This is a genomic window from Prolixibacteraceae bacterium, assembly GCA_019856515.1.
In the GTDB taxonomy this organism is placed as follows: Bacteria; Bacteroidota; Bacteroidia; order Bacteroidales; family Prolixibacteraceae; genus Halosquirtibacter; species Halosquirtibacter xylanolyticus.
This window is the reverse complement of the sequence record CP082230.1, coordinates 4,454,693-4,480,574: the sequence shown is the minus strand read 5'-3', so window position 1 is coordinate 4,480,574 and position 25,882 is coordinate 4,454,693. Positions and strand designations below refer to the sequence as shown.

Genomic DNA, 25,882 nt, shown 5'->3' with positions numbered 1-25,882 from the left:
TCTAAACACACGATTATTAGTATTCAATATTTATGGAGAAATAACAAAAAAGCATGGCAAATATTTTTATTACAGGAGCATCAGGATTTATTGGAAGCACAATGGTTAACGTCGCATTATCCTTAGGTCATAAGGTCTATGCAGGCATTAGGAGTTCGAGTAGAATCGACTCCTTACCTATTGACAAAATAAAAATCATCTCACTGGATCTATTTGATCCGAAACAGCTACGATCAGAATGGCTTAAACTGAATAAAAACAACGAACAGATCGATTATTTTATTCATAATGCAGGTGTAACCAAAAGTGCAGATCCTAATATGTACGACAAAGTGAATTGCGAAGGCACTATCAATCTATACAAAAGTCTTTTCGCTCTACGTACACCTCCTAAAAAGTTTGTATTTGTCAGCAGCCTCGCAGCGATGGGACCGGGAAGCATAGTATCCCATAAACCTATCCATATATCGGATCAGGAGTGTCCCATCACTGCATATGGTAAAAGTAAATTGAAAGCTGAAGAGTTTCTTACAAATCAAACAGCCATCCCTTTCCTTATTGTTCGTCCAACAGCAGTTTACGGCCCTAAAGACAAAGACTTTTTAGAGATATTCAATGTATTAAAGTTTCGTATCGAGCCATACTTAGCTGACCCAAAACAACAATTATCATTTATTCATGCTCATGACTTAGCATCAATCATATGTAGATTGACAACATCATCACATCAAAACAGAGTCTACCATATTTCTGATGGAAAAAACTACAGTGTCACAGAATTCATGGGAGAAGCTAAAAAAATCTTAGATGTTAAAACAGTTCGCATTGTTATTCCACGCCCGATTCTAAAAACTATTGTGGCATTTTCTGAACTTAACTCCTGGCTATTTGGTACAGCTTCAAACCTAAATAGAGAAAAATACAAAGAATTAACTGCCCTTAATTGGGCCTGTGACACAGACAGCCTCTATTCGGATATCGATTACATTCCTAAATATGATATCACCAATGGACTAGAAGACGTTTTAAATTGGTACAAAAAAGAACGGCTACTATGAAATATCTATTATGCCTATTAATTTCACTCACATTGATGAGTATAGACTATCCGAGACCCCAACATGAAAAAGATATATTATTTTACATACAACGCACTAAAAATCGCAACACGGTAGTATATAAAGCCAATTATGACAGTCATGGAATACTTAATCAAAAATCACCCATCCTTGCTTATTGGATCATGTTCGAAAAAGAGGGAAACAGAGAGGATTTAACATATATGGAAAGAAAATATGGATACGGTTTCGAAACAAAAACAGATAGTACCAATAGCTATTTATTAACTTTTATAGCCAACAAAAACATCAAACTACTTCTGGTCCAAGAAGAGCCATATAATTCTAAAGTAGTAATGATAGAAAGTACAGAACAGAGTCCACAAATCTTAAAACATATCTTTATACACTCTGATGATTCTGGCATATGGCCTACCGTATCTGCTATTGATTTGTATATAACGAATCAAAAGCAAATAACAAAAAAGACAATTCATATTGACTAGACCTTTCGGGTCAGTTATTATACCAATTGGAAAATAGTGAAAAGTTTGAACGAAAAAAAAGACTACCTCATATGAGATAGTCTTTACTTTTTGTGATTCAGCTGGGGTTCGAACCCAGGACCCCATCCTTAAAAGGGATGTGCTCTACCAGCTGAGCTACTGAATCAACTCTAAATTAAACAGTCAGTAAACCATCGGTTGGTCTACTTCTTTGTGATTCAGCTGGGGTTCGAACCCAGGACCCCATCCTTAAAAGGGATGTGCTCTACCAGCTGAGCTACTGAATCAACTCTAAATTAAACAGTCCGCAAACCATCGATTGGTCTACTTCTTTGTGATTCAGCTGGGGTTCGAACCCAGGACCCCATCCTTAAAAGGGATGTGCTCTACCAGCTGAGCTACTGAATCAACTCTAAATTAAACAGTCAGCAGACCATCGGTTGGTCTACTTCTTTGTGATTCAGCTGGGGTTCGAACCCAGGACCCCATCCTTAAAAGGGATGTGCTCTACCAGCTGAGCTACTGAATCAACTCTAAATTAAACAGTCAGCAAACCATCGATTGGTCTACTTCTTTGTGATTCAGCTGGGGTTCGAACCCAGGACCCCATCCTTAAAAGGGATGTGCTCTACCAGCTGAGCTACTGAATCAACTCTAAATTAAACAGTCAGTAAACCATCGGTTGGTCTACTTCTTTGTGATTCAGCTGGGGTTCGAACCCAGGACCCCATCCTTAAAAGGGATGTGCTCTACCAGCTGAGCTACTGAATCAACTCTAAATTAAACAGTCAGTAAACCATTGGTTGGTCTACTTATTTGTGATTCAGCTGGGGTTCGAACCCAGGACCCCATCCTTAAAAGGGATGTGCTCTACCAGCTGAGCTACTGAATCAACTCTAAATTAAACAGTCAGTAAACCATCGATTGGTCTACTTATTCGTGATTCAGCTGGGGTTCGAACCCAGGACCCCATCCTTAAAAGGGATGTGCTCTACCAGCTGAGCTACTGAATCAACTCTAAATTAAACAGTCAGCAAACCATCGATTGGTCTACTTATTCGTGATTCAGCTGGGGTTCGAACCCAGGACCCCATCCTTAAAAGGGATGTGCTCTACCAGCTGAGCTACTGAATCAACTCTAAATTAAACAGTCAGCAAACCATCGATTGGTCTACTTATTTGTGATTCAGCTGGGGTTCGAACCCAGGACCCCATCCTTAAAAGGGATGTGCTCTACCAGCTGAGCTACTGAATCAACTCTAAATTAAACAGTCAGTAAACCATTGGTTGGTCTACTTATTTGTGATTCAGCTGGGGTTCGAACCCAGGACCCCATCCTTAAAAGGGATGTGCTCTACCAGCTGAGCTACTGAATCAACTCTAAATTAAACAGTCAGTAAACCATCGATTGGTCTACTTATTCGTGATTCAGCTGGGGTTCGAACCCAGGACCCCATCCTTAAAAGGGATGTGCTCTACCAGCTGAGCTACTGAATCAACATCTAATTGTGCCTATTATTTCTTAAAGGCGGTGCAAATATAAGGCACTTTTTTAATTCTACAAACACGATTATCAATTTAGATCGTATTTTATCGCCCTTAAATGGATGACAGAACACATTAACTTTTGACAATCAATCTTTTGAAAAAACACTATTTTTTAAACAAAAACCTATACAAAATAGTTTTAATCAGAAAAACCATCTGTAACATGAAATACATAAGCCCTATTCAACTAAATGAAATCATCGAATCTGACACCCCAACGATGATCGTAAACGTCCTTCCTCATCATGCCTATATGAGACATCATATTCCCAATTCGACTAATTATGACGTAAACGATCCGAAGTTTATCTCGAACATCGAAGCGTCATGTCCAGCCAAAGAGACTGCAATTATTCTATATGGTATAGACAACACCCTGATGCGCCCCAAAATGGCTGTCCATCGTCTCGAAAAGCTAGGATATAAAAATTGTCTCGTATTAAAAGGCGGATTAGAAGAGTGGGAAAGTGAAGGATATGTCACCATCACCAATTAGAAACAAGCCGTTGTGAACATATCATTGTTTTCGCGTACCTTTAAGCCATTACAAAAAGCGAATAAACCATATGAAAACGGCAGTTGTAGACCTTGGCACCAATACTTGCACTCTATTAATTGGAGAGATCGTTCAGAACAAACTTATTTCTCATTACAAAGAGTCGATTCCTGTAAGACTTGGAGCAGATGAGAATTACAGAGACAATTGTATCACCAATAGAGGCATAGAGAACATCCTGTCAGCATTATCTGAACACTATCAGGTAGCACTGATGCATGGCATTAAAACTGTAAACATCTATGCTACTGCAGCTATCAGAGAGGCAAATAATTGCCCAGACATTGTCAAAGCAATCAACCAAAACAAACAATTTAAGCTCACCATTCTTACTGGTGCAGAAGAGGCAAACATCACGTCTCTAGCCATACTAAAAACAATAGACAAAACTATTCACCCCATACTTTCAATGGACATTGGAGGAGGAAGTAATGAATTTGTTCTCATCCAAAATGGCGAGATCATTTGGAGTAAAAGCTTTAAAACGGGAATGGCACGAATATTGCAACGTTTTCCTTTTGAAGACAAAATTGGTCCAAGCACCATCAAGGAGATATCTGACTACTTTCAAGAGCAACACGATGAGCTATGGAAAATGATTGCAAAACATCAACCCAAAACACTTATTGGAAGTTCTGGAGCTTTTGACACCTATGTAGATCTAATAACATACAAAAAACCTATTTCTCATCTACATAAGCTAAATCAGATTGAACTAAATGATTTTTCAGATCTATATTCCAAACTCATCAGTTCAACCAGAGAAGAGAGAAAAAATATTCCAGGAATGGTTCCTATTAGAGAGACGATGATTGTGTACGCATCTCTTTTAACCAATTTAGTTCTATCAAACAGTAATATATCGAAAATACACCAAACAGGATATGCACTTGCAGAAGGAGCATTATTTAGTATAACTCAGTAACAAAAGATATGGATAAAATTTTGGTCATTGATGACGAAAGAAGCATTCGGAACTCTCTAAAAGACATTCTTTCCTTCGAAGATTATGATGTAGACACGGCAGAAGATGGACTACAAGCAATCGAAAAGATTAAAAACAACAACTACAAAATCGTATTCTGTGATATTAAGATGCCACAAATGGATGGTATTGAAGTATTAGAAAGGTCTATCCCTATCGCTCCTGACACATCTTTCATTATGATCTCGGGGCATGGTAATATCGACACTGCCGTCGAGTGTATAAAAAAAGGAGCTTTTGATTTCATAGAGAAACCAATTGACCTAAACCGTCTTCTGATCACTGTTAAGAATGCAAGAGAACGAGGAACACTGATTCAAGAGAAGAAGGTGTTAAAAAAGAAGATCTCAAATAAAGATACCATTATTGGCTCTTCAGATAAAATTACACAGATATTGAACATTTGCGATAAGGTTGCTGAAACAGATGCTCGTGTCCTGATTACAGGTGAAAATGGTACAGGAAAAGAGCTTATTGCCAAAAGGCTTCACGACAACAGCACGCGCAAAGATCAACCATTCATTGAGGTAAATTGTGCTGCTATTCCATCTGAGCTGATAGAGAGTGAACTGTTCGGCCATGAGAAAGGGGCTTTCACCTCTGCAAACAAACAGCGCAAAGGGAAGTTCGAACAGGCCAACAATGGTACTATATTCTTAGATGAGATTGGAGACATGAGTGCCTCGGCACAAGCAAAGGTACTTAGGGCACTTCAAGAAAATTGCATCACCCGTGTTGGTGGAGACAAACATATTAAGATCAATGTAAGAGTCATTGCAGCAACCAATAAAAACCTTCAAGAGGAGATTAATCAAAACACCTTCAGAGAGGATTTATATCATCGACTCAGTGTTATACTAATTCATGTACCTGCACTAAAGGATCGATTAGACGACATTCCTGCATTGAGTAAGTACTTTATCACAGAAATCAGTAAATCGTACGGGAAAGCGCCTAAAAAGATATCTAACGAAGCCATTAAACTACTTCAAGAGAAGAGGTGGACAGGTAACATCAGAGAACTTCGAAATATCATTGAGCGACTACTCATTCTTTCAGATGATGAAATCACAAAAGAGGACATTGCAAACTTCACTTAAAAATTAGGCACAAAAAAAGACCGTCTTGGCATATCCAAGATGGTCTTTTTTTATAATCATTAGCCATAATTAACAATGATCTTTCTCTTGTATCTCATCAAAAATTCAGAAATACAATAGAAATACAATCATTAATACTCCTCTTCATTGAAGAAGAAATCGTCTTTACTAGGATAATCTGGCCAAATATCTTCAATCGTTTCAAACACCTCTGCTTCTTCCTCGATCTCTTGAAGATTCTCTATTACCTCCATTGGAGCTCCAGAGCGTGTTGCAAAGTCGATAAGCTCCTCTTTTGTTGCTGGCCATGGTGCGTCTTCTAGCCTTGAAGCCAATTCAAGCGTCCAATACATATTTCTAGTTATTTATTAATGATAGATTACCTTATTTTTTGCGAAATTAAAATTTTTTTCTTTATGCAAAAGAAAATAGACAAAAAAATCACGGAATCCATGGTGTTTCTTTCACATTTTTTTGGTGAGCGATATAACGAGATAAAACAAACATATAGTCAGACAACCGATTTAAGTACTTCAAGACATTCTCCTGAACATCAATCTCTTTAGACAATTTCAGCACCAATCTTTCAGATCTTCTACACACAGTTCTAGCCAAGTGACAGAATGAACTTCCTTGTTCTCCACCAGGAAGAATAAAAAATTCCAAAGGAATCAACGATTCGTCCATTCTATCAATTTCATTCTCTAGAAGTTTAATATCATCATCTTCACAAATTAGACGCTTAGATGGCTCTATTTTCTCTTCATCAGTCGCCAACACTCCTCCAATTACAAACAATTTTTTTTGTATCTCAATCAAAGTCTCCTCTTCCATTGAACTTTTCTCAACAAAGGATCGAACCATACCGACATAACTATTCAACTCATCAATGGTTCCATAAGCTTCTAATCGAGGATCAAATTTATCCACCCTAGTTCCTCCAAAAAGACTTGTCTTGCCTTTGTCACCAGTTTTAGTATAAACCTTCATAGACTAATATTTTATGTAAAAGTTTTGTTTCCTAAAATTTGGATCAGTAAAACCGATCCCCATCTCTTTAGATTCCATTGAAGCGGTAACCATAGAATCCTTTACAAGAGAAGGCCAATCTATCTTACCACATCTTTTCCAATGTAATCCATGAGTGATAACAACATCTCCTATATGAATGTTTTCAAATACCTCCATCAATTTATCATGAGACACACCATTACAAAAAATAAGTCCCTTTGAATCTCCCCCCAAATCCTCTTTGAGATATTCGTCATAGGACACCATAACAGCAGTTGTATCCACCGAAGCTAAGACATTTTGATATATCTCCACATCAGCTCCCAACACACAAATCTTACGTGGTTGCAACTCATTTACAAGTCGATAGATACAATACAACACTTTTCGATCGGGAAGGTGCACCAAATCGTTCTCCCCCAAACGGCTCTCATCTTGACTAAATTTTTCAACCATACGATCAATCTCATCATAATAGTAGTAACGATGATCATTGTCGATAACTCCAGTCAACAAACCATATATATATGGAAAACTCTGCCCATACTTCATCTTAAATATTCGTCTTCGAATCGATCGTACAAACTGTTCTATTTGATTTTTTTTTCTCAATTTATCTGATTTTAGATGGTGAAAAAAAATACAACTACAATTAAACTCTAAAATTAATAAATTAAAACAGCAATTACACACACAACATACAACACTGATAACATGATACTTAACAAACACAGAGTGATATAATTAGTATCAAAAAGCATTAACATATTATTAAGAAATGAAAAATGTACAATTTAGACACACAAGACGACAACCAATTATATGTCATACAGTTACAAATACCAATAGACTATTTGTTACCTAATAATATTTTAATTGGTGCAAACAAACGTGCTTAATGATTAACGATTATATATATTTGTATAATCATGAATATGGAAAGCAGTATAAAATATGTAAAAGGTGTTGGCCCTAAAAAGCAGATGCTTCTTAAAAGTGAGTTAAACATTAACACTTTTGAAGAGTTGCTTTCGTATTATCCATACAAATATATTGACCGAACAAAGTTTTTATCTGTAAAAGAAGCGAAGAGCTCCACCGAAACAGTACAGTGTAGAGGCTATATCACTCAGATAAAGAGCGAAGGTGCTGGACCTAAAGAGCGATTGACAGCATATTTTACAGATGGGGAAGCATTTATTGACCTAGTATTTTTCACAGGTGTCAAATACCTTAAACAGTCTCTAAAACTCAAAGAGCCCTATATTCTTTTTGGAAAGCCGAAACAATTTGGGAACAATGTGAGCGTTGTACACCCAGAGCTAACCGTAGATAAAGGTGGAGAACCAAACGGACAACTGTATCCGCAATATCACACGACAGAAAAGATGAAGAAGGAAGGTCTTCAGTCAAAGCAACTTTTCCAAATCATCTGTAACGCATTAGATATAATAGATTCTGAAGAGACGGAGACATTTCCTGATTGGCTTCTAAAGTACAGAAATCTATACCCCAAAAGGTATGCATTAAATGGAGTTCATAGACCTAGAAACTTTGAAGAACTAAATGCCGCTACCTATAGAATAAAATTTGAAGAACTCTTCTTTAATCAGTTGAAGGTAATCTACCTTAAAATTGATCGAGAGCAAAAATATAAAGGAAACAAATTTCCAATTGTAGGGGATCTTTTCAACCAGTTCTACAGCCAACACATCCCATTTGAACTTACCGGTGCACAAAAACGTGTCATCAAAGAGGTACGACACAATATGAATACCGGAGTACAGATGAACCGATTGGTTCAAGGAGATGTAGGAAGTGGAAAAACAATGGTCGCATTCATGACAGCACTGATTGCCATCGACAATGGTTATCAAGCATGCTTAATGGCACCTACGGAGATATTGGCATCACAACACCTTGCATCTATTTTGGAGATGAAACATGATCTTAACATCCATGTTCGTCTACTCACAGGATCAACCAAAATAGCAGCAAGACGAGAGATTCATGAATCCTTAGAAGATGGTACACTCGATCTTTTGATCGGTACTCATGCACTCATAGAAGATAAAGTCAAATTCCAGAAATTGGGATTCGTAATTATCGACGAGCAACATCGATTTGGAGTGGCACAACGTGCTAAACTATGGCGTAAAAGCATCATTCCACCTCACATTCTTGTGATGACCGCAACACCTATTCCTCGCACATTGGCCATGACACTGTATGGAGATCTAGATGTCTCAGTGATTGACGAACTTCCACCAGGAAGGAAGCCTATCATTACCAAGCACTATTTTGATTCGAAAAGGGATAAGATTAATGAGTTTATCCACACCGAAATATCAAAAGGCAGACAAGTATATATTGTGTATCCATTGATCGAAGAGTCCGAAAAGATGGACTTTAAAAATCTAGAGAAAGGATACGAACAGATTGCAGACGATTTTCCTGATCGAAAGATAAGCATCGTCCACGGCAAGCTAAAACCAAAAGAGAAAGAGGAAGAGATGATGAAATTCAAGAATCATCATACCGACATCATGGTTGCGACCACCGTTATTGAAGTAGGAGTAAACGTTCCGAACGCTTCTGTAATGATCATCGAAAGTGCTGAAAGGTTTGGACTATCACAACTACATCAGCTTCGTGGGCGTGTTGGGCGTGGTGCCGATCAAGCTTACTGTATTCTTGTCACAGGAGATAAAATTAGCAAAGTATCTAAAACACGAATGCAAACAATGGTAGACCATAGCGATGGTTTTAAGATCTCTGAAGTCGATTTAGATCTTAGAGGACCAGGCGATATTGAGGGCATTCAACAGAGTGGAGATCTATTAGACTTGAAACTATCGGATATCACAAAAGACGGAGACATATTAGCAGATGTTCGCAATATAATATTCAAGATTGCTGAAAAAGATCATAAACTTGCCCAGCCAGTGAACAAAAAGATTTTAGATATGTTAATAAAAATAAATAAAGGTTTATTTAACTGGAGCGACATCAGTTAATTCAATAAACACAAGAGAGAGATGAAATATAAAATCAACACAGACCAGAAAGCACTATTCAACAAATTCTTCCCAGTATTTGTGTTACTTGCTACCATAATATTGGGGGCAATATTTTGGTCTTATTTTATGTTTGAGGTGGACAATGATATCAAAGATGGAGAGATGAGACATCAATCTATCCTTCAGATACAATCCAAAGAGATCACGAGCTCTATTGAGGACCTTTTTATTGACCTTCAAGAGATATCTGCAAGAGATAAAATAAAGGATTATGTCGCAGAGCAGAACAGAGAGAATAGAGACGAAGTGATCGCATCTCTATCACGCTATATGAAACGCAAGCGCTACTATAACCGCATTGTACTTCTTACACCCTACACAAAAAAATCTCTAGTCATAGAGAGCATAAACGATAGCATACAGAACACCTTTCATCAAGAGCTTGATTTGAACATTAACGACCGAATCAATAAGATTAACAAGATCGTTAAGTATAAATACAAAATAAGTAAGATTCGTCTACTAAAAACACCAGATAAATTAGACGACATAGATCACTATGCCATATCGATATCTTCGACCATAGAGACACCCAATGGAGACATTGCTATTCTATCGTTGAGTTGCAGCCTGAAAGAGATTGTTGCCAAAATGAAAAATGACAAACAGATCCTCTTAAACAACAGACGTGTAAGTGGCAAAACATTCCTAGTAGACACACAAGGAAAACTAAGTTTTAATGTAGACAGCACTGCCATTCCAACAACACCTAATAATAAATACTGCTGCTCTTTCCTTAGCAACTACAACAAACAGGCAGATCGATTTGCAGGACAACAATCGGGATCATTTGTTTCCGAAATAGGATTCTTTAATTATAACACCATCAATTTCGGACATATACTCGAAGAGCTTCTAATCGAAAACAAAGTGGAATATAATAAAGAGAATATCCCACAAAACATCGAATATAAACTTATATCATATATTCCAGAGGCAAACTATAGTGATTACAATACCCACAAACTAAGCAGACTCATTGTAACATATTTAATCATTCTATTTTTACTCATTATCATATCCTACCTAAGCGCAACAGCCCTTTCCAATAAGATATTTAATCAAATACTATTAAAGAGATCCGCGAAGAAACTTCATGATGCAAATACAACCAAAGGAAAATTCATTAACATCCTTGCACATGATCTAAAGAATCCAATCATGACCATCCAAGGATTCTCCACGATACTACAGAATGATGATCCTTGTTTTACAAAAGAGCAGAAAAGCAACTACGCAAGACTCATCCTTCAATCTTCGAAAGGAATGCTCCAGTTAATCGAAGACGTATTGGCATGGTCTAAATCACAAAGTGGTGAGTTGACCATACACAAGTCGCGAATTGATGTAGCAAAACAGATCAACTCATCATTAGAGCTAATCGAGTTACAAGCGATAAAGAAGGAAATTACCATTATCAAAGAGTTCGACAACGATATAATGATCGATGTCGACAATAATATGTTTCTTGCGATTATTCGCAACCTAGTCTCCAATGCCATCAAATTCTCACATAGAGGCAAATTTATTAAGATCAAAACAGACATCCACGACAACCATTGTCGAATAATGATCAAAGACAATGGCGTTGGTATATCTCAGAAGAATCTAAACAAACTCTTTGATGTTGGGGAGAAACACTACACCAAAGGAACCGAAAATGAAAAAGGTACTGGATTAGGATTGGTCTTGTGTAAAGAATTTATCAATAAAAATAGTGGTACGATCAATATAAAATCTCAGGTCGAAAGAGGAACAACCATCACAATTCTCTTCCCTCTATAGATTCACCACCGCATAAAACCCATACCAGCCCCATCTTAAAAACAGAGTATTGCTCCCTCCAAACAACCATATATCGGATAGGAATAACACAAAAAAGAGTTAATCCTATCCCCTATTATCCCAACACCCCTATCTATTGACTAACAGGTAACATAACCGTACTTACACCCAACTTAATCCATCCTTAACCCGTCACTAATCCAACCTTAGCCCGTCTCTAATCCGTCCTTTGTCCATGAATCGTCCATCATAGCTCCATGATTCAGCCATCGAAAACCCCGAAATCGATGGACAAACCATGGACGAACCATGGCTAAACCATGGACAAAGGACGGATTAAGGATATATTAGAGACGTATTAAGGACGGATAAGAGATGGGGAAAGTCAGGGGAAAGTAATATGGAACTACGGAGTAATTGGCAATTAATGGTATTGTAGTGGGATATTACTTTCGAAGAGAGGGGGGGGTGATATTCACGAAGGATATTTTTTTGGATGCCTTAATGGGGTTAAATGTATAATATCGTTAGAGAGTAAGGGTGCGGTTCTTTTCTATGTTTTGAGGAAGATGTGGTGTCAGTCAAAATGTTCGAATTATAATTTTGCACTAAAATGATGCGGCACAACAGTCACACATGACAAATGTCACATAAATAACTACAACTTTTTCACAAGGAGTATTCCAATCTATAATTGGTCTATTTATTCAAAAAATATCAACAATAGCCCGTCGTATTTAAAACAGAAATAAATAACGGTATAATTCGATTTTTAGACAGAGAATCTCATTGAAAAGTAATAATCATATTTAGATTTGTAACGAATATTTTCAAAGATGTCATGAATAAGAATAAAGAATTAACCCACGATGGAGTTGTCTCACGTATTGAAGATCAAGACGCTTGGGTAAAAATTATAGCAAAATCAGCATGTGCAGGATGTCATGCCAAAGGAGCTTGTTCTGTAGCAGATGTCGAAGAGAAACTTGTTCATATAAAGAGAGCTCCGAGGGGATTAGAGATTGGTCAGAAGGTTGTTTTGGTTGCAAATAAGAAGCAAGAAAAACTTGCCTTACTACTTGGTTATCTTCTTCCTTTAGTGGTACTTATTCTCTCGCTAATACTATTTAAGCAACTCGATTTTAGCGACTCAATTTCTGCAATTCTAACTATTACTATACTTGTTCCCTATTACGCACTACTATATATATTTAGGGGACGTATTTCCAATAAACTCGAATTTTCAATCCGTAAAATCTAGTAAATCCAAATAATAATGATTCTAACACTTGTTTTTAATACGATTCTTGTATTAAGTATCATTGGAGTTTTAGCCGCAGTAATACTTGCCGTTGCAGCTAAAAAGTTCAAAGTTGAAGAGGACCCTCGCATTGATGATGTTGAAGGGTCATTGCCAGGCGCGAATTGTGGGGGATGTGGATTTGCAGGTTGTAGAGCCTTTGCAGAAGCATGTGTTAAGGAGATGGAATTATCTGATCTTTTTTGCCCTGTGGGTGGAAACGATTGCATGGGTTCTGTTGCTGACATTCTAGGGCTTGAAGCTGTAAAAAAAGCTCCTCAAACAGCAGTTGTAAGATGTAACGGTACATGTGAACATCGTCCAAAAACAAACCTTTATGATGGTACAGTTTCTTGTGCTATCGCCTCTTCTCTATATGCAGGAGATACAGGTTGTTCATATGGATGTTTAGGCTGTGGTGACTGTGTTACTGCTTGTGAGTTTGACGCGATTCACATGAATCCTGAGACGGGACTTCCAGAAGTTGATGATGACAAATGTGTTGCATGTGGAGCCTGTGTTACTGCATGTCCAAAGACACTTATCGAGTTACGCAAGAAGATGCCTAAAGGTCGTAAAGTTTATGTATCATGTCGTAATATGGACAAGGGAGCAGCAGCGAAGAAAGCCTGTAGCACAGCTTGTATCGGTTGTACAAAATGTTTCAAGGAGTGTCCATTTGAGGCGATCACCATGGAGAAGAATCTTGCATTCATCGATGGCGACAAATGTAAGTTATGTCGTAAGTGTGTTTCGGTTTGCCCAACAGGTGCAATAGTTGAAGAGAACTTTCCACCACGCAAGGTGAAGAAAGAGGAAGCACCAGCTTCATAAGTCAGATTACGTAATTAACAAGAAAAACGATTAAACTATTATGGTGCTTAAGACATTTAAAATTGGGGGTATTCATCCTGCCGAAAACAAACTGTCGGCCAATGCAAGCATTCAAGCATTAGCGATCCCTAAGACCGTATATATCCCGATGGCTCAGCATATCGGGGCGCCAGCCACTCCTCTGGTTAAAAAGGGAGATATGGTTAAAGTAGGTCAAATGATTGGTAAAGCTTCGGGCTTTGTTTCAGCCAACATTCACTCTTCGGTATCTGGTAAAGTAAAGAAGATCGATCAGATCTTGGATAGCTCTGGGTATAAGAAAGATGTTGTTGTTGTTGATGTGGACGGAGACGAGTGGGAAGAGACTATTGACAGATCATCGGATTTGGTCAAAGAGATCACCATGACACAAGATGAGATCAAGGCACGTATTGCTGAAGCTGGGATTGTTGGATTAGGAGGGGCAACGTTCCCTACTCATATCAAACTATCACCACCTCCAGGAAACACGGCAGAGGTTTTGGTCATTAATGCAGTGGAGTGTGAGCCATATCTTACAGCCGATCACCAGATCATGTTGGAGAAAGGCGAAGAGATCATGGTTGGGGTTTCTATCCTGATGAAAGGTATTGGGGTTTCGAAAGCCATTATTGGTATTGAGAATAACAAGAAGGATGCGATTGATCACTTCAAGAAGCTGGCGAAAGCTTATGAGGGTATCGAAATCACTCCTTTGAAAGTACAATATCCACAAGGTGGTGAGAAACAACTTATCGCTGCAACTATTGGCAAAGAGGTTCCATCGGGAGCTCTTCCTATTGCTGTAGGGGCTGTGGTCAACAATGTAGCTACAGCATATGCTGTCTATGAAGCAGTGCAGAAGAACAAGCCTCTATTTGAGAGGGTCGTAACTGTTACTGGTAAATCAGTATCAAAACCATGTAACCTATTGGTTCGTGGCGGTACACCTATCCAAGATTTGATCGATGAAGCAGGCGGATTACCTGAAGATACAGGTAAAGTGATCAGTGGAGGTCCGATGATGGGTAAGGCAGTAGTAAATCTTGAGATTCCATCAGCCAAAGGAACTTCGGGCATACTGATTATGCAAGATACGGAGTCTGCGAGAGAGAAGATGGATGCATGTATTCGTTGTTCTAAGTGTGTCAAAGCATGCCCAATGGGTATTGAACCTTATCTATTGATGTCTCTAGCGGAGAAATCGATGTGGGAACAGTCGGAGAACCGTAATGTGATGGATTGTATCGAGTGTGGATCATGTTCATTCACCTGTCCATCCAATCGTCCTCTTCTAGATTATATCCGTCTAGGAAAAGGGACTGTAGGACAAATTATCCGCAGCAGGAGAAGCTAACTTTAGTATCAATCGAAGTGTAACTATAAAGACACAAAAAACTATAGAGTAATGAAATTACTTACCGTTTCACCATCACCGCATATCAAAGGTGATGAGTCTGTTAAAAAGATTATGTACGGCGTGGTGTTATCACTTATTCCGGCACTTATCGCTAGTACGTTCTTCTTTGGATGGCAAGCATTGATGATTACTGCTGTTTCAGTAGCATCATGTGTTATTTTTGAACACCTATTTCAAAGATACCTTCTTAAGGGAGAGAGTACAATTCAAGATGGTTCTGCAGTAATCACAGGACTACTTCTTGCGTTCAATGTTCCAAGTTCTCTTCCAATATGGTTGGTTATCTTGGGTGCTTTAATCGCTATTGGAGTAGGAAAGATGACCTTTGGTGGTCTTGGACAGAACTTATTCAATCCAGTATTGGTTGGAAGGGTTTTCTTGTTGATCTCTTTTCCAGTACAGATGACCTCATGGAGCGCAAACAGCGCTGTTGATGCATTCTCTGGAGCTACGCCACTAGGAGTACTAAAAGAGGGTTTAAAATCAGGACAGTCTGTATCACAACTACTACCTAATCTTCCTACTAACTTTGATCTTTTTTATGGATCGATGACAGGTTCATTGGGAGAGATCTCAGCAGTAGCACTACTTATTGGTGGTCTATTTATGCTATACAAGAAGATCATCACATGGCACATTCCAGTGGCGGTTCTAGGAAGTATGTTTATTCTTCAGGGAATTCTTTACTTAGTAGACCCTGAGCTATATATCAATCCGCTATTCCACATCTTGAGTGGTGGTGCGATGTTAGGAGCAATATATATGGCTACCGATATGGTCACCTCTCCAATGTCAGTCAAAGGACAACTAATCTATGGAGCAGCGATCGGTATTATTACCATCTGTATTCGTAACTTTGGAGCATATCCAGAAGGTATTTCGTTCGCTATTCTTATTATGAATGCAGTAGTACCTCTTATCAACAACTATGTGAAACCAACTAGATTTGGAGGACAAGCATAATGGCAAAGATAGCATCGAACTTTAAAAACATGGTTATCACACTTTTTGTGGTAACAATGGGGTCTGGAGCAATATTGGGTCTAATGAACCAATTGACTGCAGATGCCATCACAAAGAGTCAGGTAAAGGCTCAAGAAGAAGCGATCGCTTCTGTTCTTCCAAAATTTGATAAACTGGGCGACAGTTACAAGACTATTGTTAAGGGAGATAAGGATAGCTTAGAGGTGTTTCCAGCCTTAGATGCTCAAGGAGCACTTGTAGGTCATGCCATAAAAACGTTTACTAATAATGGATTCTCTGGTCATATCGATATCATGGTTGGTTTTGATAAGGAGAACAAGATTTCTGGATTTCAAGTCTTGTTACACCAAGAGACTCCTGGTTTGGGGTCAAAGATGCAAGAGTGGTTCAGTACACCTAAAGAGGGAAAGAAAAACTCTATTATAGGATTAGATCCAACTAAAACGAAGATGACTGTATCCAAAGATGGTGGAGATATTGATGCCATTACCGCAGCAACAATCTCATCAAGAGCCTTTCTTGATGCAGTAAGCAGAGCAACCAAAGCGATCGCCAATGACAAGAGTGCAGATGGTGTATCTGGTGCTTCAAAACAACATAAAGAGAAAGAAGGAGGGAAATCATGAGTAAACTAAAGATTGTAACCAAAGGATTTTTACAAGAGAATCCTGTGTTCGTACTACTTCTTGGTATGTGTCCAACTCTTGGAGTAACATCTTCAGCCATCAATGGATTAGGTATGGGATTGGCAACAACATTCGTGTTGATGCTTTCAAATATCGCGATCTCTTTAATCGCTAGATTTATACCAGACAAAGTACGTATCCCTAGTTTTATCGTGGTAATTGCAACGTTTGTGACAGTACTTCAAATGGTGATGCAAGCTTACCTTCCAGCGCTTTATAAGAGTTTGGGTCTTTTTATCCCACTGATTGTAGTAAACTGTATTGTATTGGGTCGTGCGGAGGCATTTGCTTCAAAGAACGGACCATTCGAATCGATGCTTGATGGTGTTGGTATGGGACTAGGGTTTAGTTTTGCATTAACACTTCTAGGTGGTATTCGTGAACTGTTGGGTAGTGGAAAACTATTCGGCTTCCCTATCTTTAACGAGAATTACGGTAGCTTGGTATTTATCCTTGCACCTGGAGCATTCCTTGTATTAGGATACCTTATCGCAATCATTAATAAAATCAAAAAGGCTTAAGAAATGGAATATATAATCATTATTATATCTGCAGTCTTTGTAAACAATATTGTTCTTTCTCAGTTCTTAGGGATCTGTCCATTCTTAGGGGTATCGAAGAAAGTATCGACTGCTTTAGGTATGACAGGTGCGGTAGCATTTGTTATGGCGTTGGCAACTATTGTAACTTTTATCGTTCAACATGAGATTCTTAATCCATTAGGATTGGGATATCTTCAAACGATATCATTTATTCTTATTATTGCATCCTTAGTACAGTTGGTGGAGATCGTTCTTAAAAAGGTGAGCCCATCGTTGTATCAAGCATTAGGGGTTTTCCTTCCACTGATTACAACAAACTGTGCGATCTTAGGGGTTGCGATTCTTACAATCCAGAAAGACTTTAACTTATTAGAAGGAGTAACATTTGCTGTTGCTAATGCTGTAGGTTTTGGTGTAGCTCTAGTTATATTTGCTGGTCTTCGTGAGCAGTTGGAGCTGATGGAAGTTCCTAAAGGATTAAAAGGAACACCTATCGCATTGATTACAGCTGGTATCTTGGCGATGGCCTTTATGGGGTTCTCAGGAATCGTATAAGACAATACCATATAATATACTTAAAAAGAGCTATTCACTATTGAATGGCTCTTTTTTTGCTTCAGACTACATAATACCAATTTCTTTCACGGCTTGCTCAAACTGATCGTTGTTGACTTTGGAACGATTCTTCACCTTGGTCTTATAGCTATTTATTGTGTTTATTGAGTAGTCTAGTATTTGACTAATTTTCTTGTTGTCAGTAATTCCGAGACGAATTAGGGCAAAGATTCGAACCTCAGTATTTAGGTTCTTGCTTGAACTGCTTATAATTGTTTTATCCTCATCAAATAGAGAGTTGAACTCAACGATAAAGGTTGGGAAGAGAGATAGAAATGTTCGATCAAAAGAGTCTAAGAAATGTTCTCTTTCCTCTTTTATCCCACCACTACTCAAGACGCGTCTCAATTCATTAAAATCATGATGTATTATACTCCTATCTACTTTCGTATAGATGTACTCTAGCTTCGTCAATAGCTCTGAACTAACCCTAAAAGAGAAACCAATGTATTCATCTTTAATCGTATTGGCTTCTTTCAGTTTTGCATTGTTCCTATTGATCAGAAGGTTCTTCTTTTCAACAATAGTCTTGGTACGGCGTACCTCAATTAATTGTCGATATAGAAGTATCAAGATTACCATGATGACAAGAAGAAGCAACAAGATTACAAGGATAAACATAAGAATGTGATCTTTCTGTCTCGATATATTACGAGCCTTAGCACCAATGACATCTGAAATAATAAGAGATAACTGCTCCTGTCTCAGCTGTGCCCCATACATACGTGCATCCTTAAAAGCAATATCGAGGTAGCGTTCGGCTTGTGCTATTTGTCCACGATTGTAGAGGTAATTGCCCAACTCAAGCAGAGCAAAATTCTCTCTATTGACGATCTTTATATCCTCGATTGCAGCCATTTCTAAAAGCCTGAGATAGGAATCAACATCGCCTAAATTCTTTTGAACAGAAGCGAAAGTGCTTGCATCTACTGCCAACTGTCTTCCTGTAACCTGATAGTCATTAAACAGGGTATGAAAAGAGGATGCTGCGAGATGGTACTCTCCTTTCTTCAAATGGTAGAGCCCTTTTAATGAATAGTGTCTAGGGGTTTTATCTTCACTAAACCTTAGCGCGCGCGATAGCATCTTTATTCCCAACTGTAAATATTTGTCTTGATATATCGTATTGGCATACTTCCAATCTAGCTCAAAATAGAGGGTTGACATCGTATAGTAGAAATCAACAAGTCGTGATGTCGATAATCTCGACAGATTAACCCCTGCTAGTCCCTCTCGTGCCTCAAGAAATAGTCCTGCTCTAATCAAAGACGCTCCTTTCTTTATTATGGCATTATAGTAGAGGTCACCACCTGTTTCCTTAGTGATGTCTAACATCTGAGAAGCATAGAATAGAGAGGAGTCGTTCTCATATGAGAAGTACTCACTATAGAGCTCTTCTGAGATTTTGTATTTAATGGTATCATTATGACGGCATAGATTCAGTTTTTCATAAAGATGCGTTATACTTTGACTCTTTTTAGTTTGAAATATATTACGTTGGTCTAAAGCAACGTTTAGCTCTTTAAACTCCCTCACTTTTGGTTGTCTAGAACAGGCACTAAGAACCAAGATGAACAACGACACGTACCCGAAAAACTTAATACAGTAAACTTTCATAGGACCAAAGATAAGGCATTATTATGAATGCTCATCTTGCATTCATGAAACGATATATACAGATTGGAGTTCTCACTGGGTATATATATAATTATACCCTTATGATGCCAGGAAGAAGAAGAATTTCATCGACTTAGGGGTAAAACATATGAAAAAGATAGAAAACAATATGTTCTAGAGGTTATAAGACTAGACCAATAACGTTATATAAATGTCAGCACACCCATCCACTTAAGACACTACGAACGTGAATATTAAACGATTATGGGACTCTATATTTCATTATATTTTCATTTTGTAAATATGATTCTCATTCTGAATAGCGGAACTTTGATCATCGATGGGAGTTCTATAGATCAACATAGGAGTTTCTCACTAATCGAATGTCTAACAAAGATATATCTAAACATGAGTCAGATTAAGCAGTACCGTTCAATTCTAATCTTAGTTCTTTTTGTACTATATAGTTGTACCTCAAGAGATCATACAAGTTCGATCATTACATCTCCCAATGGAGGTATTAGCCTCACCTTTAGTTCGAATGAAAAGGGATTGTTCTACAGTATAAAAAAAGATACAACGACAGTATTTAAGGCATCAAGACTTGGATTTAAGTTAAAGGACAAACCAGATCTTAACAGTGGGTTTGAAATTATCTCTGTCAATAAAAAAGAGTATGACAAAGAATGGAGACAAGTGTGGGGACAAAACCAGCTTGTTAGAGATCAACACCATGAGCTGATGGTTCATCTTCAAGAAAAACAAGAGCCCAAAAGAAAGATTGATATTGTATTTCGACTATTTAATGATGGCATAGGGTTTAGATATATATTCCCAGAGCAAGATAATCTAAACGAATTCATCATTATGGATGAGTTAACAGAGTTTAATCTAAACGATGATTACGATACGTGGTCCATTAAAGCATACCAAAAAGACAGATATGAATACCTCTATCGCAAACAGAAGTTGACCTGTATTGATGATACGGTGCATACACCATTAACGATGGTTAACCCCAAGGGATTGGCTGTCTCAATACATGAAGCAAATCTTACGGATTATGCTTCGATGACACTATACCGAACGAATAAGACAACGCTTCATTGTGACTTAGTGCCATGGGCAGATGGAACAAAGGTGTATGCCAAAGCAGGATTTAAAACACCTTGGAGAACAATTCAAATTGGAGCGAAACCTACAGACCTACTTCAATCTAACCTTATACTTAATCTTAATGACCCTTGTCAATTCAAAGATGTGTCATGGATTAAACCAGCAAAATATGTTGGTGTTTGGTGGGAGATGCACCTGGGAATAAGTAGCTGGGGGCAAGGGAAACATCATGGTGCAAATACAGAGAATGTAAAGAGGTACATTGATTTTGCAGCAGAGAATAACCTTCAAGGAGTACTGGTTGAAGGATGGAATGTTGGCTGGGATGAGCAATGGTGGCTTGATGGTAGTGTTTTTAAATTCACTACTCCCTATCCCGATTTTGACATCAAAGCAGTTACAGATTATGCCAATGCCAGAGGGGTTAATATCATTGGTCACCATGAAACTGGAGGAGCCATTACCAACTATGAAAACCAACTGGAAGATGCATTAGATTATTATCAAAAATATGGAATCAAATATATTAAGAGCGGATATGTCAATCCTAATGGACTCAATAACAAAGAGTGGCATCATGGTCAGTTTGGAGTGCGACACTATCGTAAAGTAGTAGAGGAGGCCGCTAAAAGGCATATAATGGTCTGCATGCATGAACCTATTAAATCGACAGGTCTCAGACGCACCTTTCCAAACCTGATGAGTTCAGAGGGAGCAAGAGGACAAGAGTTTAATGCATGGGGACCCAATGGAGGTAATCCACCAAGTCATGAGCCTACTCTTATTTTCACACGACTACTTGCAGGGCCAATGGATTACACTCCGGGCATATTTGATATCTCATTACCTCAGAAAAAGAGCAACCAAGTGAATACCACTATTGCCAAACAATTGGCCTTATATGTTACACTATATAGTCCTCTTCAAATGGCAGCCGACTTACCTGAGCATTACATCAATCAGCCAGCGTTTGAATTTATTAAGAGTGTACCTGTAGATTGGGAAAGAACCATCGCACTTAACGGACAAATTGGGGAGTATGTCACGATAGTAAGAAAAGATAAGGCATCGGACAGTTGGTATTTGGGGAGTATAACTAATGAAGAGCCAAGACAATTTGATATCGACCTCTCTTTTCTAGATCCTAATGCCACCTATAAAGCAACGGTTTATGCTGATGGGAAAGATGCAGACTATCAGAGTAATCCAACAGATATAATGATTTATGAGAAAGAGTATAGACAAAATGATTCTCTACAAATCAGTTTAAAAAGAGGTGGAGGAACTTCTGTTGTATTCAAGAAGATACACGAATAAGAACCATACACTTTTGAATGATATCGTTTCACTATAAAGCCGAATTTATGAGTATTATCTTATTAAATATCGGTAAAGTTGGCTCTTTCCGAAACTTAGTGGGTATGCTACATGTTTAATTTCTATATAATAACTTCTAAAATAAGACATCATGTACGATTTATTAGCCTCAGCCTTACATATTGAATCTCCCTATTTTATTGATGGTATTAACTTAGACAAGGAATCCCAACGTTTAGATGTTTATATCGATTTTAAGAGAGGTTCTCGTTTTAGTCACAATGGAGAGGATAACCTACAGGTGCATGATACACGAAAGAAAACATGGCAGCATTTAAGCTTCTTTGAGTATAAGTGTTATTTAACTGCACGTGTTCCCCGTGTTATAAAGGGAGATGGTAATGTTGCTATTCTTGATATGCCTTGGGAAGGTGAACTACCTGGTTTTACACTGTTGTTTGAAGCATTATTAATGTCCTTAATTTCTTATATGCCAGTTCATCAGGTTGCACAAATGACAGGTGTTTATGATGATAAGCTATGGAAGTTGGCAACTTTGTATGTCGATACAGCAAAGGCCGAAGAAGACCATTCTGATATTGAGATGATAGGGGTTGATGAGACTTCTTGTAAAAAAGGGCATAATTATGTTACTTTGTTTGTAGACCTAAAAGAACGCAAGACAGTACATGTTACTGAAGGAAAAGGGGCAGAAACTATTGCTTCTTTTTGTAAGGTTATTCCACATTATCACGACCAAAATAAAGTGATCAAATCAAGTAAAATAAGTCATGTCAGTTGTGATATGTCTCCTTCATTCATTAGTGGCATAGCAACACACCTTCCAGATGCTTCCATTACATTTGACAAGTTTCATATTATGAAGATAATCAATGAAGCAGTAGATAAGGTTAGACGATCTGAAGCAAAAGATGAAGAGTGTCTAAAGGGGAACAGGTATTTATTCTTAAAGAACAAGACAAACTTCACCTTAAAGCAACAGCAAGCCTTTAAGGATCTTTCTATATCAAACAGTAAATTAAAGAGTTTCAGAGCACTCCGAATACGTGAAAGCTTTCAGGATATTTACACATACGCTAACACGGCAGAAGAGTTTGTGTGCTTATTAAAACAATGGTATTATTGGGCAACTCACTCTAGGATGGAGCCTATCATCAAGGCTGCCAATACAATTAAAAGACATTGGGATGGCGTTGTGCAATGGATGGAAACAAAGATAAATAATGGAATATTAGAAGGTCTTAATTCTGTGGTTCAAACAGTAAAAAGAAGAGCTAAAGGATTTAGGGACACTAAAAATTTCATCACAATGATATATCTTGTTACGGGTAAATTAGATTTTAGAAAGGTGAATAAGCATTGTTCTTTTTAATATGATTACCCATCAAATCTTGGAAAGAGCCGTAAAGTTTAAACAATGGTTGTTAAGATGATTCAAGAATCAATATCTATTTCATATATTGGGTAGTAAAATACAAATTATCATTATGTCAGCTATTTTAGATATTACAAAAAGAAGAAGAAGTATCCGTAAATTTACAGATGTGGCCATCTCAAATGAAGAGATTAAAGAGTTGCTTAAACCAGCTCTTCTATCGCCATCTTCGAAGAACAAAAGACCTTGGAAATTCATTGTGACATCGTCCAAAGAGAAACTTCAGGCTATTGCCACATGTAAACCATTTGGAGTTAAGTTTATTGCAGATGCAAATGCAGCTATTCTTATTACAGGGAATCATGAAGAGAGTGACACGTGGGTTGAAGACTGTTCTATTGCAGCAACGCTAATTCAATGGGCTGCCGAAGAGAGAAACATTGGTTCTACTTGGATACAAATCAGAGGCCGTAAAGCAGAAAATGGAGACGATGCAGAACATTCTCTTAAAGAGTTGTTCCAAATTCCGAGTTCAGAGAGCGTGCTTGCAGTGATTGCTTTAGGGCACAAAGAGAAAGATCGTAAGCCATACACCGAGGAAGATATGGATTGGTCAAAAGTTACTTTTGATAACGAATAGTCCCGATTCCATCGAAAAACTAAATAGTATTTAAGACATATCCTTTACATCATAATGGATATACAACAAATATATTTATATTTATTGATGAAAATAGTGCACAATGGATTATGATCTAATCCATTGTGCATACACACAAACCAATAAATATGGATACAAAAATATCACGAAGGTCATTTCTACAGACCTCTGGAGTTGTTGCTGCAGGCTGCTCTATAGCACCATCAGGCTTACAAGCTGCCACGAAGAAATCCACACCAAAGAAGCAACCTCATATTATCTTTATCATGACGGACCAGCATCGTGGAGATGCATTAGGTCTGATAAACCCGATTTTAAAGACTCCTAACATTGATCAGATAGGTAAAAATGGACTCATATTCCGAAATGGATATACTTCGACTCCTAGTTGTACACCTGCTCGTAGTGGACTCCTTACAGGACAAGCTCCATGGAATCATGGTATGCTAGGTTATTCGAAAGTAGCAAGACATTATCCGATAGAACTCCCACGACTGCTAAGAGAGAGTGGCTACTATACGTTTGGTATTGGTAAGATGCATTGGTACCCACAAAAATGTCTACATGGTTTTCATGGAACACTTGTAGACGAGAGTGGCCGTGTCGAAGATGATGGTTATGTCAGTGATTACAGAGACTGGTTTAAACTAAATGCACCAGGTAAAGACCCTGACAAAACAGGTATTAGTTGGAATGAGAATAGAGCCGATACTTATCAGTTGCCAAAGCAACTTCACCCTACACAATGGACAGGAGACACAGCCATCCAATTCATTGAGAAATATGATTTAGACAATCCTATGTTTCTAAAAGTATCTTTTGCACGACCACATAGCCCATATGATCCACCGAAAGAGTATCTTGAGCAATATGATATCCATGATATTGAAGGTCCTGCAAGAAGTGAATGGAGTGAAAAGTATGCTCCAGTAAAGAAACCAATCAACTACAACACTGCATTTGGAGACTTTGGGGATGACTATGCTAAAAAATCAAAACAACACTACTACGCAAACATAACCTTCATTGATGATCAGGTAGGCAAGATAATTCAATCTCTCAAAGACAAAGGGATTTACGAAGACTGTATTATCTGTTTCACAGCCGATCATGGTGATATGATGGGAGACCATAACCATTGGAGAAAGACATATGCATATGAGGGTTCTACTAAAATACCTTTCTTAATGCAATACCCTAAATGGTATGATTCGAAAAGAGAGATAGGAACAGAAGTTTATGCACCCGTTGAGTTAAGAGATTTCCTTCCCACCTTCTTAGATGCCGCAGGTGCATCTATTCCAGAAAAGGTTGATGGTTCATCACTTCTATCTTTCGTTAAAGAAGAAGATCCCAAATGGAGAGAATATATCGATCTAGAACATGCCACATGTTATAAACCTCATAACTATTGGGCTGCGCTTACTGACGGCAAGATGAAATACATCTGGTTTATACGTACAGGAGAAGAACAACTATTCAATCTCGAAAAAGACCCACAAGAGACTACGGATCTTTCAGACAAAAGAAAGTACCGTAAAACACTTGAAAAGTGGAGAGAACGAATGGTAGCTCATCTAGAAGAGCGCGGAGAGACATTTGTTAAAGATGGAAAACTTGTAACCAGAGAGAAGACACTACTTATTGGCCCTAATTTCCCAGACAAGAAGTGGGATAATAAGAGTGCAATAGCTTATTGGAAGAGAGAGACAAATAAAGCATTTAAGATGTTATAATAGACCAAAGA

Annotated in this window: 22 protein-coding genes and 12 tRNA genes; 18 read left to right on the top strand and 16 right to left on the bottom strand. The window is 38.0% G+C overall.

The genetic code is table 11. From position 1 onward, the window contains the following. Positions 1-53 precede the first annotated feature (53 nt). On the top strand, positions 54-1,058 hold the full coding sequence (locus K5X82_16450) for an NAD(P)-dependent oxidoreductase (GenBank protein QZT36807.1): 1,005 nt from the start codon (positions 54-56) through the stop codon (positions 1,056-1,058). Then, on the top strand, positions 1,055-1,564 hold the full coding sequence (locus K5X82_16445; GenBank protein ID QZT36806.1) for a DUF4833 domain-containing protein: 510 nt from the start codon (positions 1,055-1,057) through the stop codon (positions 1,562-1,564). The genes K5X82_16450 and K5X82_16445 overlap by 4 nt, the downstream gene beginning before the upstream one ends. A 93-nt stretch (positions 1,565-1,657) precedes the next feature. On the opposite strand, the gene K5X82_16440 is transcribed toward K5X82_16445, so the two are convergent. The 12 genes from K5X82_16440 to K5X82_16385 all read right to left on the bottom strand — a co-directional run bounded on the left by K5X82_16440 (position 1,658) and on the right by K5X82_16385 (position 3,061). Continuing rightward, positions 1,658-1,730, bottom strand: a tRNA-Lys gene (locus K5X82_16440). Between the two features lie 48 nt (positions 1,731-1,778). Next, positions 1,779-1,851 (bottom strand) — tRNA-Lys (locus tag K5X82_16435). Positions 1,852-1,899: 48 nt separating this feature from the next. Beyond that, positions 1,900-1,972, bottom strand: a tRNA-Lys gene (locus K5X82_16430). A 48-nt stretch (positions 1,973-2,020) separates the two neighbouring features. Continuing rightward, positions 2,021-2,093 (bottom strand) — tRNA-Lys (locus K5X82_16425). 48 nt (positions 2,094-2,141) lie between these two features. Next, positions 2,142-2,214: transfer RNA gene (locus tag K5X82_16420), tRNA-Lys, on the bottom strand. Positions 2,215-2,262: 48 nt separating this feature from the next. Further along, positions 2,263-2,335, bottom strand: a tRNA-Lys gene (locus tag K5X82_16415). Between the two features lie 48 nt (positions 2,336-2,383). Continuing rightward, positions 2,384-2,456 (bottom strand) — tRNA-Lys (locus K5X82_16410). 48 nt (positions 2,457-2,504) lie between these two features. Further along, positions 2,505-2,577, bottom strand: a tRNA-Lys gene (locus K5X82_16405). A gap of 48 nt (positions 2,578-2,625) precedes the next feature. Further along, positions 2,626-2,698 (bottom strand) — tRNA-Lys (locus K5X82_16400). Positions 2,699-2,746: 48 nt separating this feature from the next. After that, positions 2,747-2,819: transfer RNA gene (locus K5X82_16395), tRNA-Lys, on the bottom strand. Positions 2,820-2,867: 48 nt separating this feature from the next. Then, positions 2,868-2,940: transfer RNA gene (locus K5X82_16390), tRNA-Lys, on the bottom strand. Between the two features lie 48 nt (positions 2,941-2,988). Then, positions 2,989-3,061 (bottom strand) — tRNA-Lys (locus K5X82_16385). Positions 3,062-3,275: 214 nt separating this feature from the next. Here K5X82_16385 and K5X82_16380 point away from each other — a divergent pair. The 3 genes from K5X82_16380 (at position 3,276) to K5X82_16370 (ending at position 5,753) form a co-directional block, all read left to right on the top strand. Beyond that, positions 3,276-3,608: a rhodanese-like domain-containing protein gene (locus K5X82_16380; GenBank protein QZT36805.1), complete on the top strand. Its 333-nt coding sequence runs from the start codon at positions 3,276-3,278 to the stop codon at positions 3,606-3,608. Positions 3,609-3,678: 70 nt separating this feature from the next. Next, positions 3,679-4,593, top strand: coding sequence for a hypothetical protein (locus K5X82_16375; protein QZT36804.1), 915 nt, complete (start codon positions 3,679-3,681; stop codon positions 4,591-4,593). Positions 4,594-4,601: 8 nt separating this feature from the next. Beyond that, positions 4,602-5,753, top strand: a complete 1,152-nt coding sequence (locus K5X82_16370; protein QZT36803.1) for a sigma-54 dependent transcriptional regulator — start codon at positions 4,602-4,604, stop codon at positions 5,751-5,753. A 131-nt stretch (positions 5,754-5,884) separates the two neighbouring features. Here K5X82_16370 and K5X82_16365 read toward each other — a convergent pair whose 3' ends face one another. The 3 genes from K5X82_16365 to K5X82_16355 all read right to left on the bottom strand — a co-directional run bounded on the left by K5X82_16365 (position 5,885) and on the right by K5X82_16355 (position 7,376). After that, positions 5,885-6,106, bottom strand: a complete 222-nt coding sequence (locus tag K5X82_16365) for a DUF2795 domain-containing protein (protein QZT36802.1) — start codon at positions 6,104-6,106, stop codon at positions 5,885-5,887. 88 nt (positions 6,107-6,194) lie between these two features. Continuing rightward, positions 6,195-6,743, bottom strand: a complete 549-nt coding sequence (locus K5X82_16360; protein QZT36801.1) for a cob(I)yrinic acid a,c-diamide adenosyltransferase — start codon at positions 6,741-6,743, stop codon at positions 6,195-6,197. 3 nt (positions 6,744-6,746) lie between these two features. Continuing rightward, positions 6,747-7,376 carry a hypothetical protein gene (locus K5X82_16355; protein QZT36800.1) on the bottom strand — a complete coding sequence of 210 codons (630 nt, stop codon included), beginning with the start codon at positions 7,374-7,376 and terminating at the stop codon, positions 6,747-6,749. A gap of 317 nt (positions 7,377-7,693) precedes the next feature. Between K5X82_16355 and recG the strand changes: the two genes are divergently transcribed. The 9 genes from recG to rsxA all read left to right on the top strand — a co-directional run bounded on the left by recG (position 7,694) and on the right by rsxA (position 17,968). Next, positions 7,694-9,781 (top strand): ATP-dependent DNA helicase RecG, encoded by a 2,088-nt coding sequence (gene recG / locus K5X82_16350; protein QZT36799.1) that lies wholly within the window; start codon positions 7,694-7,696, stop codon positions 9,779-9,781. A gap of 21 nt (positions 9,782-9,802) precedes the next feature. Beyond that, positions 9,803-11,629, top strand: coding sequence for a HAMP domain-containing histidine kinase (locus tag K5X82_16345; GenBank protein QZT36798.1), 1,827 nt, complete (start codon positions 9,803-9,805; stop codon positions 11,627-11,629). 841 nt (positions 11,630-12,470) lie between these two features. Next, positions 12,471-12,890, top strand: a complete 420-nt coding sequence (locus tag K5X82_16340; protein ID QZT36797.1) for a SoxR reducing system RseC family protein — start codon at positions 12,471-12,473, stop codon at positions 12,888-12,890. A 15-nt stretch (positions 12,891-12,905) separates the two neighbouring features. Further along, the gene (locus tag K5X82_16335; GenBank protein ID QZT36796.1) at positions 12,906-13,763 is read left to right on the top strand and encodes a Fe-S cluster domain-containing protein; all 858 of its coding nucleotides are present in this window, start codon (positions 12,906-12,908) and stop codon (positions 13,761-13,763) included. Between the two features lie 43 nt (positions 13,764-13,806). Then, positions 13,807-15,138, top strand: a complete 1,332-nt coding sequence (gene rsxC, locus K5X82_16330; GenBank protein QZT39146.1) for an electron transport complex subunit RsxC — start codon at positions 13,807-13,809, stop codon at positions 15,136-15,138. Between the two features lie 51 nt (positions 15,139-15,189). After that, positions 15,190-16,164 (top strand): RnfABCDGE type electron transport complex subunit D, encoded by a 975-nt coding sequence (locus K5X82_16325; protein QZT36795.1) that lies wholly within the window; start codon positions 15,190-15,192, stop codon positions 16,162-16,164. After that, positions 16,164-16,811 (top strand): RnfABCDGE type electron transport complex subunit G, encoded by a 648-nt coding sequence (locus K5X82_16320; protein ID QZT36794.1) that lies wholly within the window; start codon positions 16,164-16,166, stop codon positions 16,809-16,811. The genes K5X82_16325 and K5X82_16320 overlap by 1 nt, the downstream gene beginning before the upstream one ends. Then, a complete protein-coding gene (locus K5X82_16315; protein QZT36793.1) occupies positions 16,808-17,392 on the top strand; it encodes an electron transport complex subunit E in 585 nt (194 codons plus the stop codon). The genes K5X82_16320 and K5X82_16315 overlap by 4 nt, the downstream gene beginning before the upstream one ends. Before the next feature lie 3 nt (positions 17,393-17,395). Continuing rightward, positions 17,396-17,968 carry an electron transport complex subunit RsxA gene (gene rsxA, locus K5X82_16310; GenBank protein ID QZT36792.1) on the top strand — a complete coding sequence of 191 codons (573 nt, stop codon included), beginning with the start codon at positions 17,396-17,398 and terminating at the stop codon, positions 17,966-17,968. 66 nt (positions 17,969-18,034) lie between these two features. Here rsxA and K5X82_16305 read toward each other — a convergent pair whose 3' ends face one another. Beyond that, the gene (locus K5X82_16305; GenBank protein ID QZT36791.1) at positions 18,035-19,645 is read right to left on the bottom strand and encodes a DUF6377 domain-containing protein; all 1,611 of its coding nucleotides are present in this window, start codon (positions 19,643-19,645) and stop codon (positions 18,035-18,037) included. A gap of 408 nt (positions 19,646-20,053) precedes the next feature. On the opposite strand from K5X82_16305, the gene K5X82_16300 reads away from it, so the two are divergent. The 4 genes from K5X82_16300 (at position 20,054) to K5X82_16285 (ending at position 25,871) form a co-directional block, all read left to right on the top strand. Further along, positions 20,054-22,078 (top strand): glycoside hydrolase family 97 protein, encoded by a 2,025-nt coding sequence (locus K5X82_16300; protein QZT36790.1) that lies wholly within the window; start codon positions 20,054-20,056, stop codon positions 22,076-22,078. A gap of 151 nt (positions 22,079-22,229) precedes the next feature. Next, on the top strand, positions 22,230-23,471 hold the full coding sequence (locus K5X82_16295; protein ID QZT36789.1) for an ISL3 family transposase: 1,242 nt from the start codon (positions 22,230-22,232) through the stop codon (positions 23,469-23,471). Positions 23,472-23,586: 115 nt separating this feature from the next. Next, complete coding sequence (locus tag K5X82_16290; GenBank protein QZT36788.1) at positions 23,587-24,114, top strand: nitroreductase family protein; 528 nt, start codon at positions 23,587-23,589, stop codon at positions 24,112-24,114. Positions 24,115-24,263: 149 nt separating this feature from the next. Continuing rightward, positions 24,264-25,871: an arylsulfatase gene (locus K5X82_16285; protein QZT36787.1), complete on the top strand. Its 1,608-nt coding sequence runs from the start codon at positions 24,264-24,266 to the stop codon at positions 25,869-25,871. The last annotated feature ends 11 nt before the right edge of the window (positions 25,872-25,882 follow it).

Bases quoted from the DNA above. Each gene is read 5' to 3' on its own strand.
- K5X82_16450 (QZT36807.1), top strand. From the start codon at position 54: ATGGCAAATATTTTTATTACAGGAGCATCAGGATTTATTGGAAGCACA.
- K5X82_16445 (QZT36806.1), top strand. From the start codon at position 1,055: ATGAAATATCTATTATGCCTATTAATTTCACTCACATTGATGAGTATA.
- K5X82_16380 (QZT36805.1), top strand. From the start codon at position 3,276: ATGAAATACATAAGCCCTATTCAACTAAATGAAATCATCGAATCTGAC.
- K5X82_16375 (QZT36804.1), top strand. From the start codon at position 3,679: ATGAAAACGGCAGTTGTAGACCTTGGCACCAATACTTGCACTCTATTA.
- K5X82_16370 (QZT36803.1), top strand. From the start codon at position 4,602: ATGGATAAAATTTTGGTCATTGATGACGAAAGAAGCATTCGGAACTCT.
- K5X82_16365 (QZT36802.1), bottom strand. From the start codon at position 6,106: ATGTATTGGACGCTTGAATTGGCTTCAAGGCTAGAAGACGCACCATGG.
- K5X82_16360 (QZT36801.1), bottom strand. From the start codon at position 6,743: ATGAAGGTTTATACTAAAACTGGTGACAAAGGCAAGACAAGTCTTTTT.
- recG (QZT36799.1), top strand. From the start codon at position 7,694: ATGAATATGGAAAGCAGTATAAAATATGTAAAAGGTGTTGGCCCTAAA.
- K5X82_16345 (QZT36798.1), top strand. From the start codon at position 9,803: ATGAAATATAAAATCAACACAGACCAGAAAGCACTATTCAACAAATTC.
- K5X82_16340 (QZT36797.1), top strand. From the start codon at position 12,471: ATGAATAAGAATAAAGAATTAACCCACGATGGAGTTGTCTCACGTATT.
- K5X82_16335 (QZT36796.1), top strand. From the start codon at position 12,906: ATGATTCTAACACTTGTTTTTAATACGATTCTTGTATTAAGTATCATT.
- K5X82_16325 (QZT36795.1), top strand. From the start codon at position 15,190: ATGAAATTACTTACCGTTTCACCATCACCGCATATCAAAGGTGATGAG.
- K5X82_16320 (QZT36794.1), top strand. From the start codon at position 16,164: ATGGCAAAGATAGCATCGAACTTTAAAAACATGGTTATCACACTTTTT.
- K5X82_16315 (QZT36793.1), top strand. From the start codon at position 16,808: ATGAGTAAACTAAAGATTGTAACCAAAGGATTTTTACAAGAGAATCCT.
- rsxA (QZT36792.1), top strand. From the start codon at position 17,396: ATGGAATATATAATCATTATTATATCTGCAGTCTTTGTAAACAATATT.
- K5X82_16305 (QZT36791.1), bottom strand. From the start codon at position 19,645: ATGAAAGTTTACTGTATTAAGTTTTTCGGGTACGTGTCGTTGTTCATC.
- K5X82_16300 (QZT36790.1), top strand. From the start codon at position 20,054: ATGAGTCAGATTAAGCAGTACCGTTCAATTCTAATCTTAGTTCTTTTT.
- K5X82_16295 (QZT36789.1), top strand. From the start codon at position 22,230: ATGTACGATTTATTAGCCTCAGCCTTACATATTGAATCTCCCTATTTT.
- K5X82_16290 (QZT36788.1), top strand. From the start codon at position 23,587: ATGTCAGCTATTTTAGATATTACAAAAAGAAGAAGAAGTATCCGTAAA.
- K5X82_16285 (QZT36787.1), top strand. From the start codon at position 24,264: ATGGATACAAAAATATCACGAAGGTCATTTCTACAGACCTCTGGAGTT.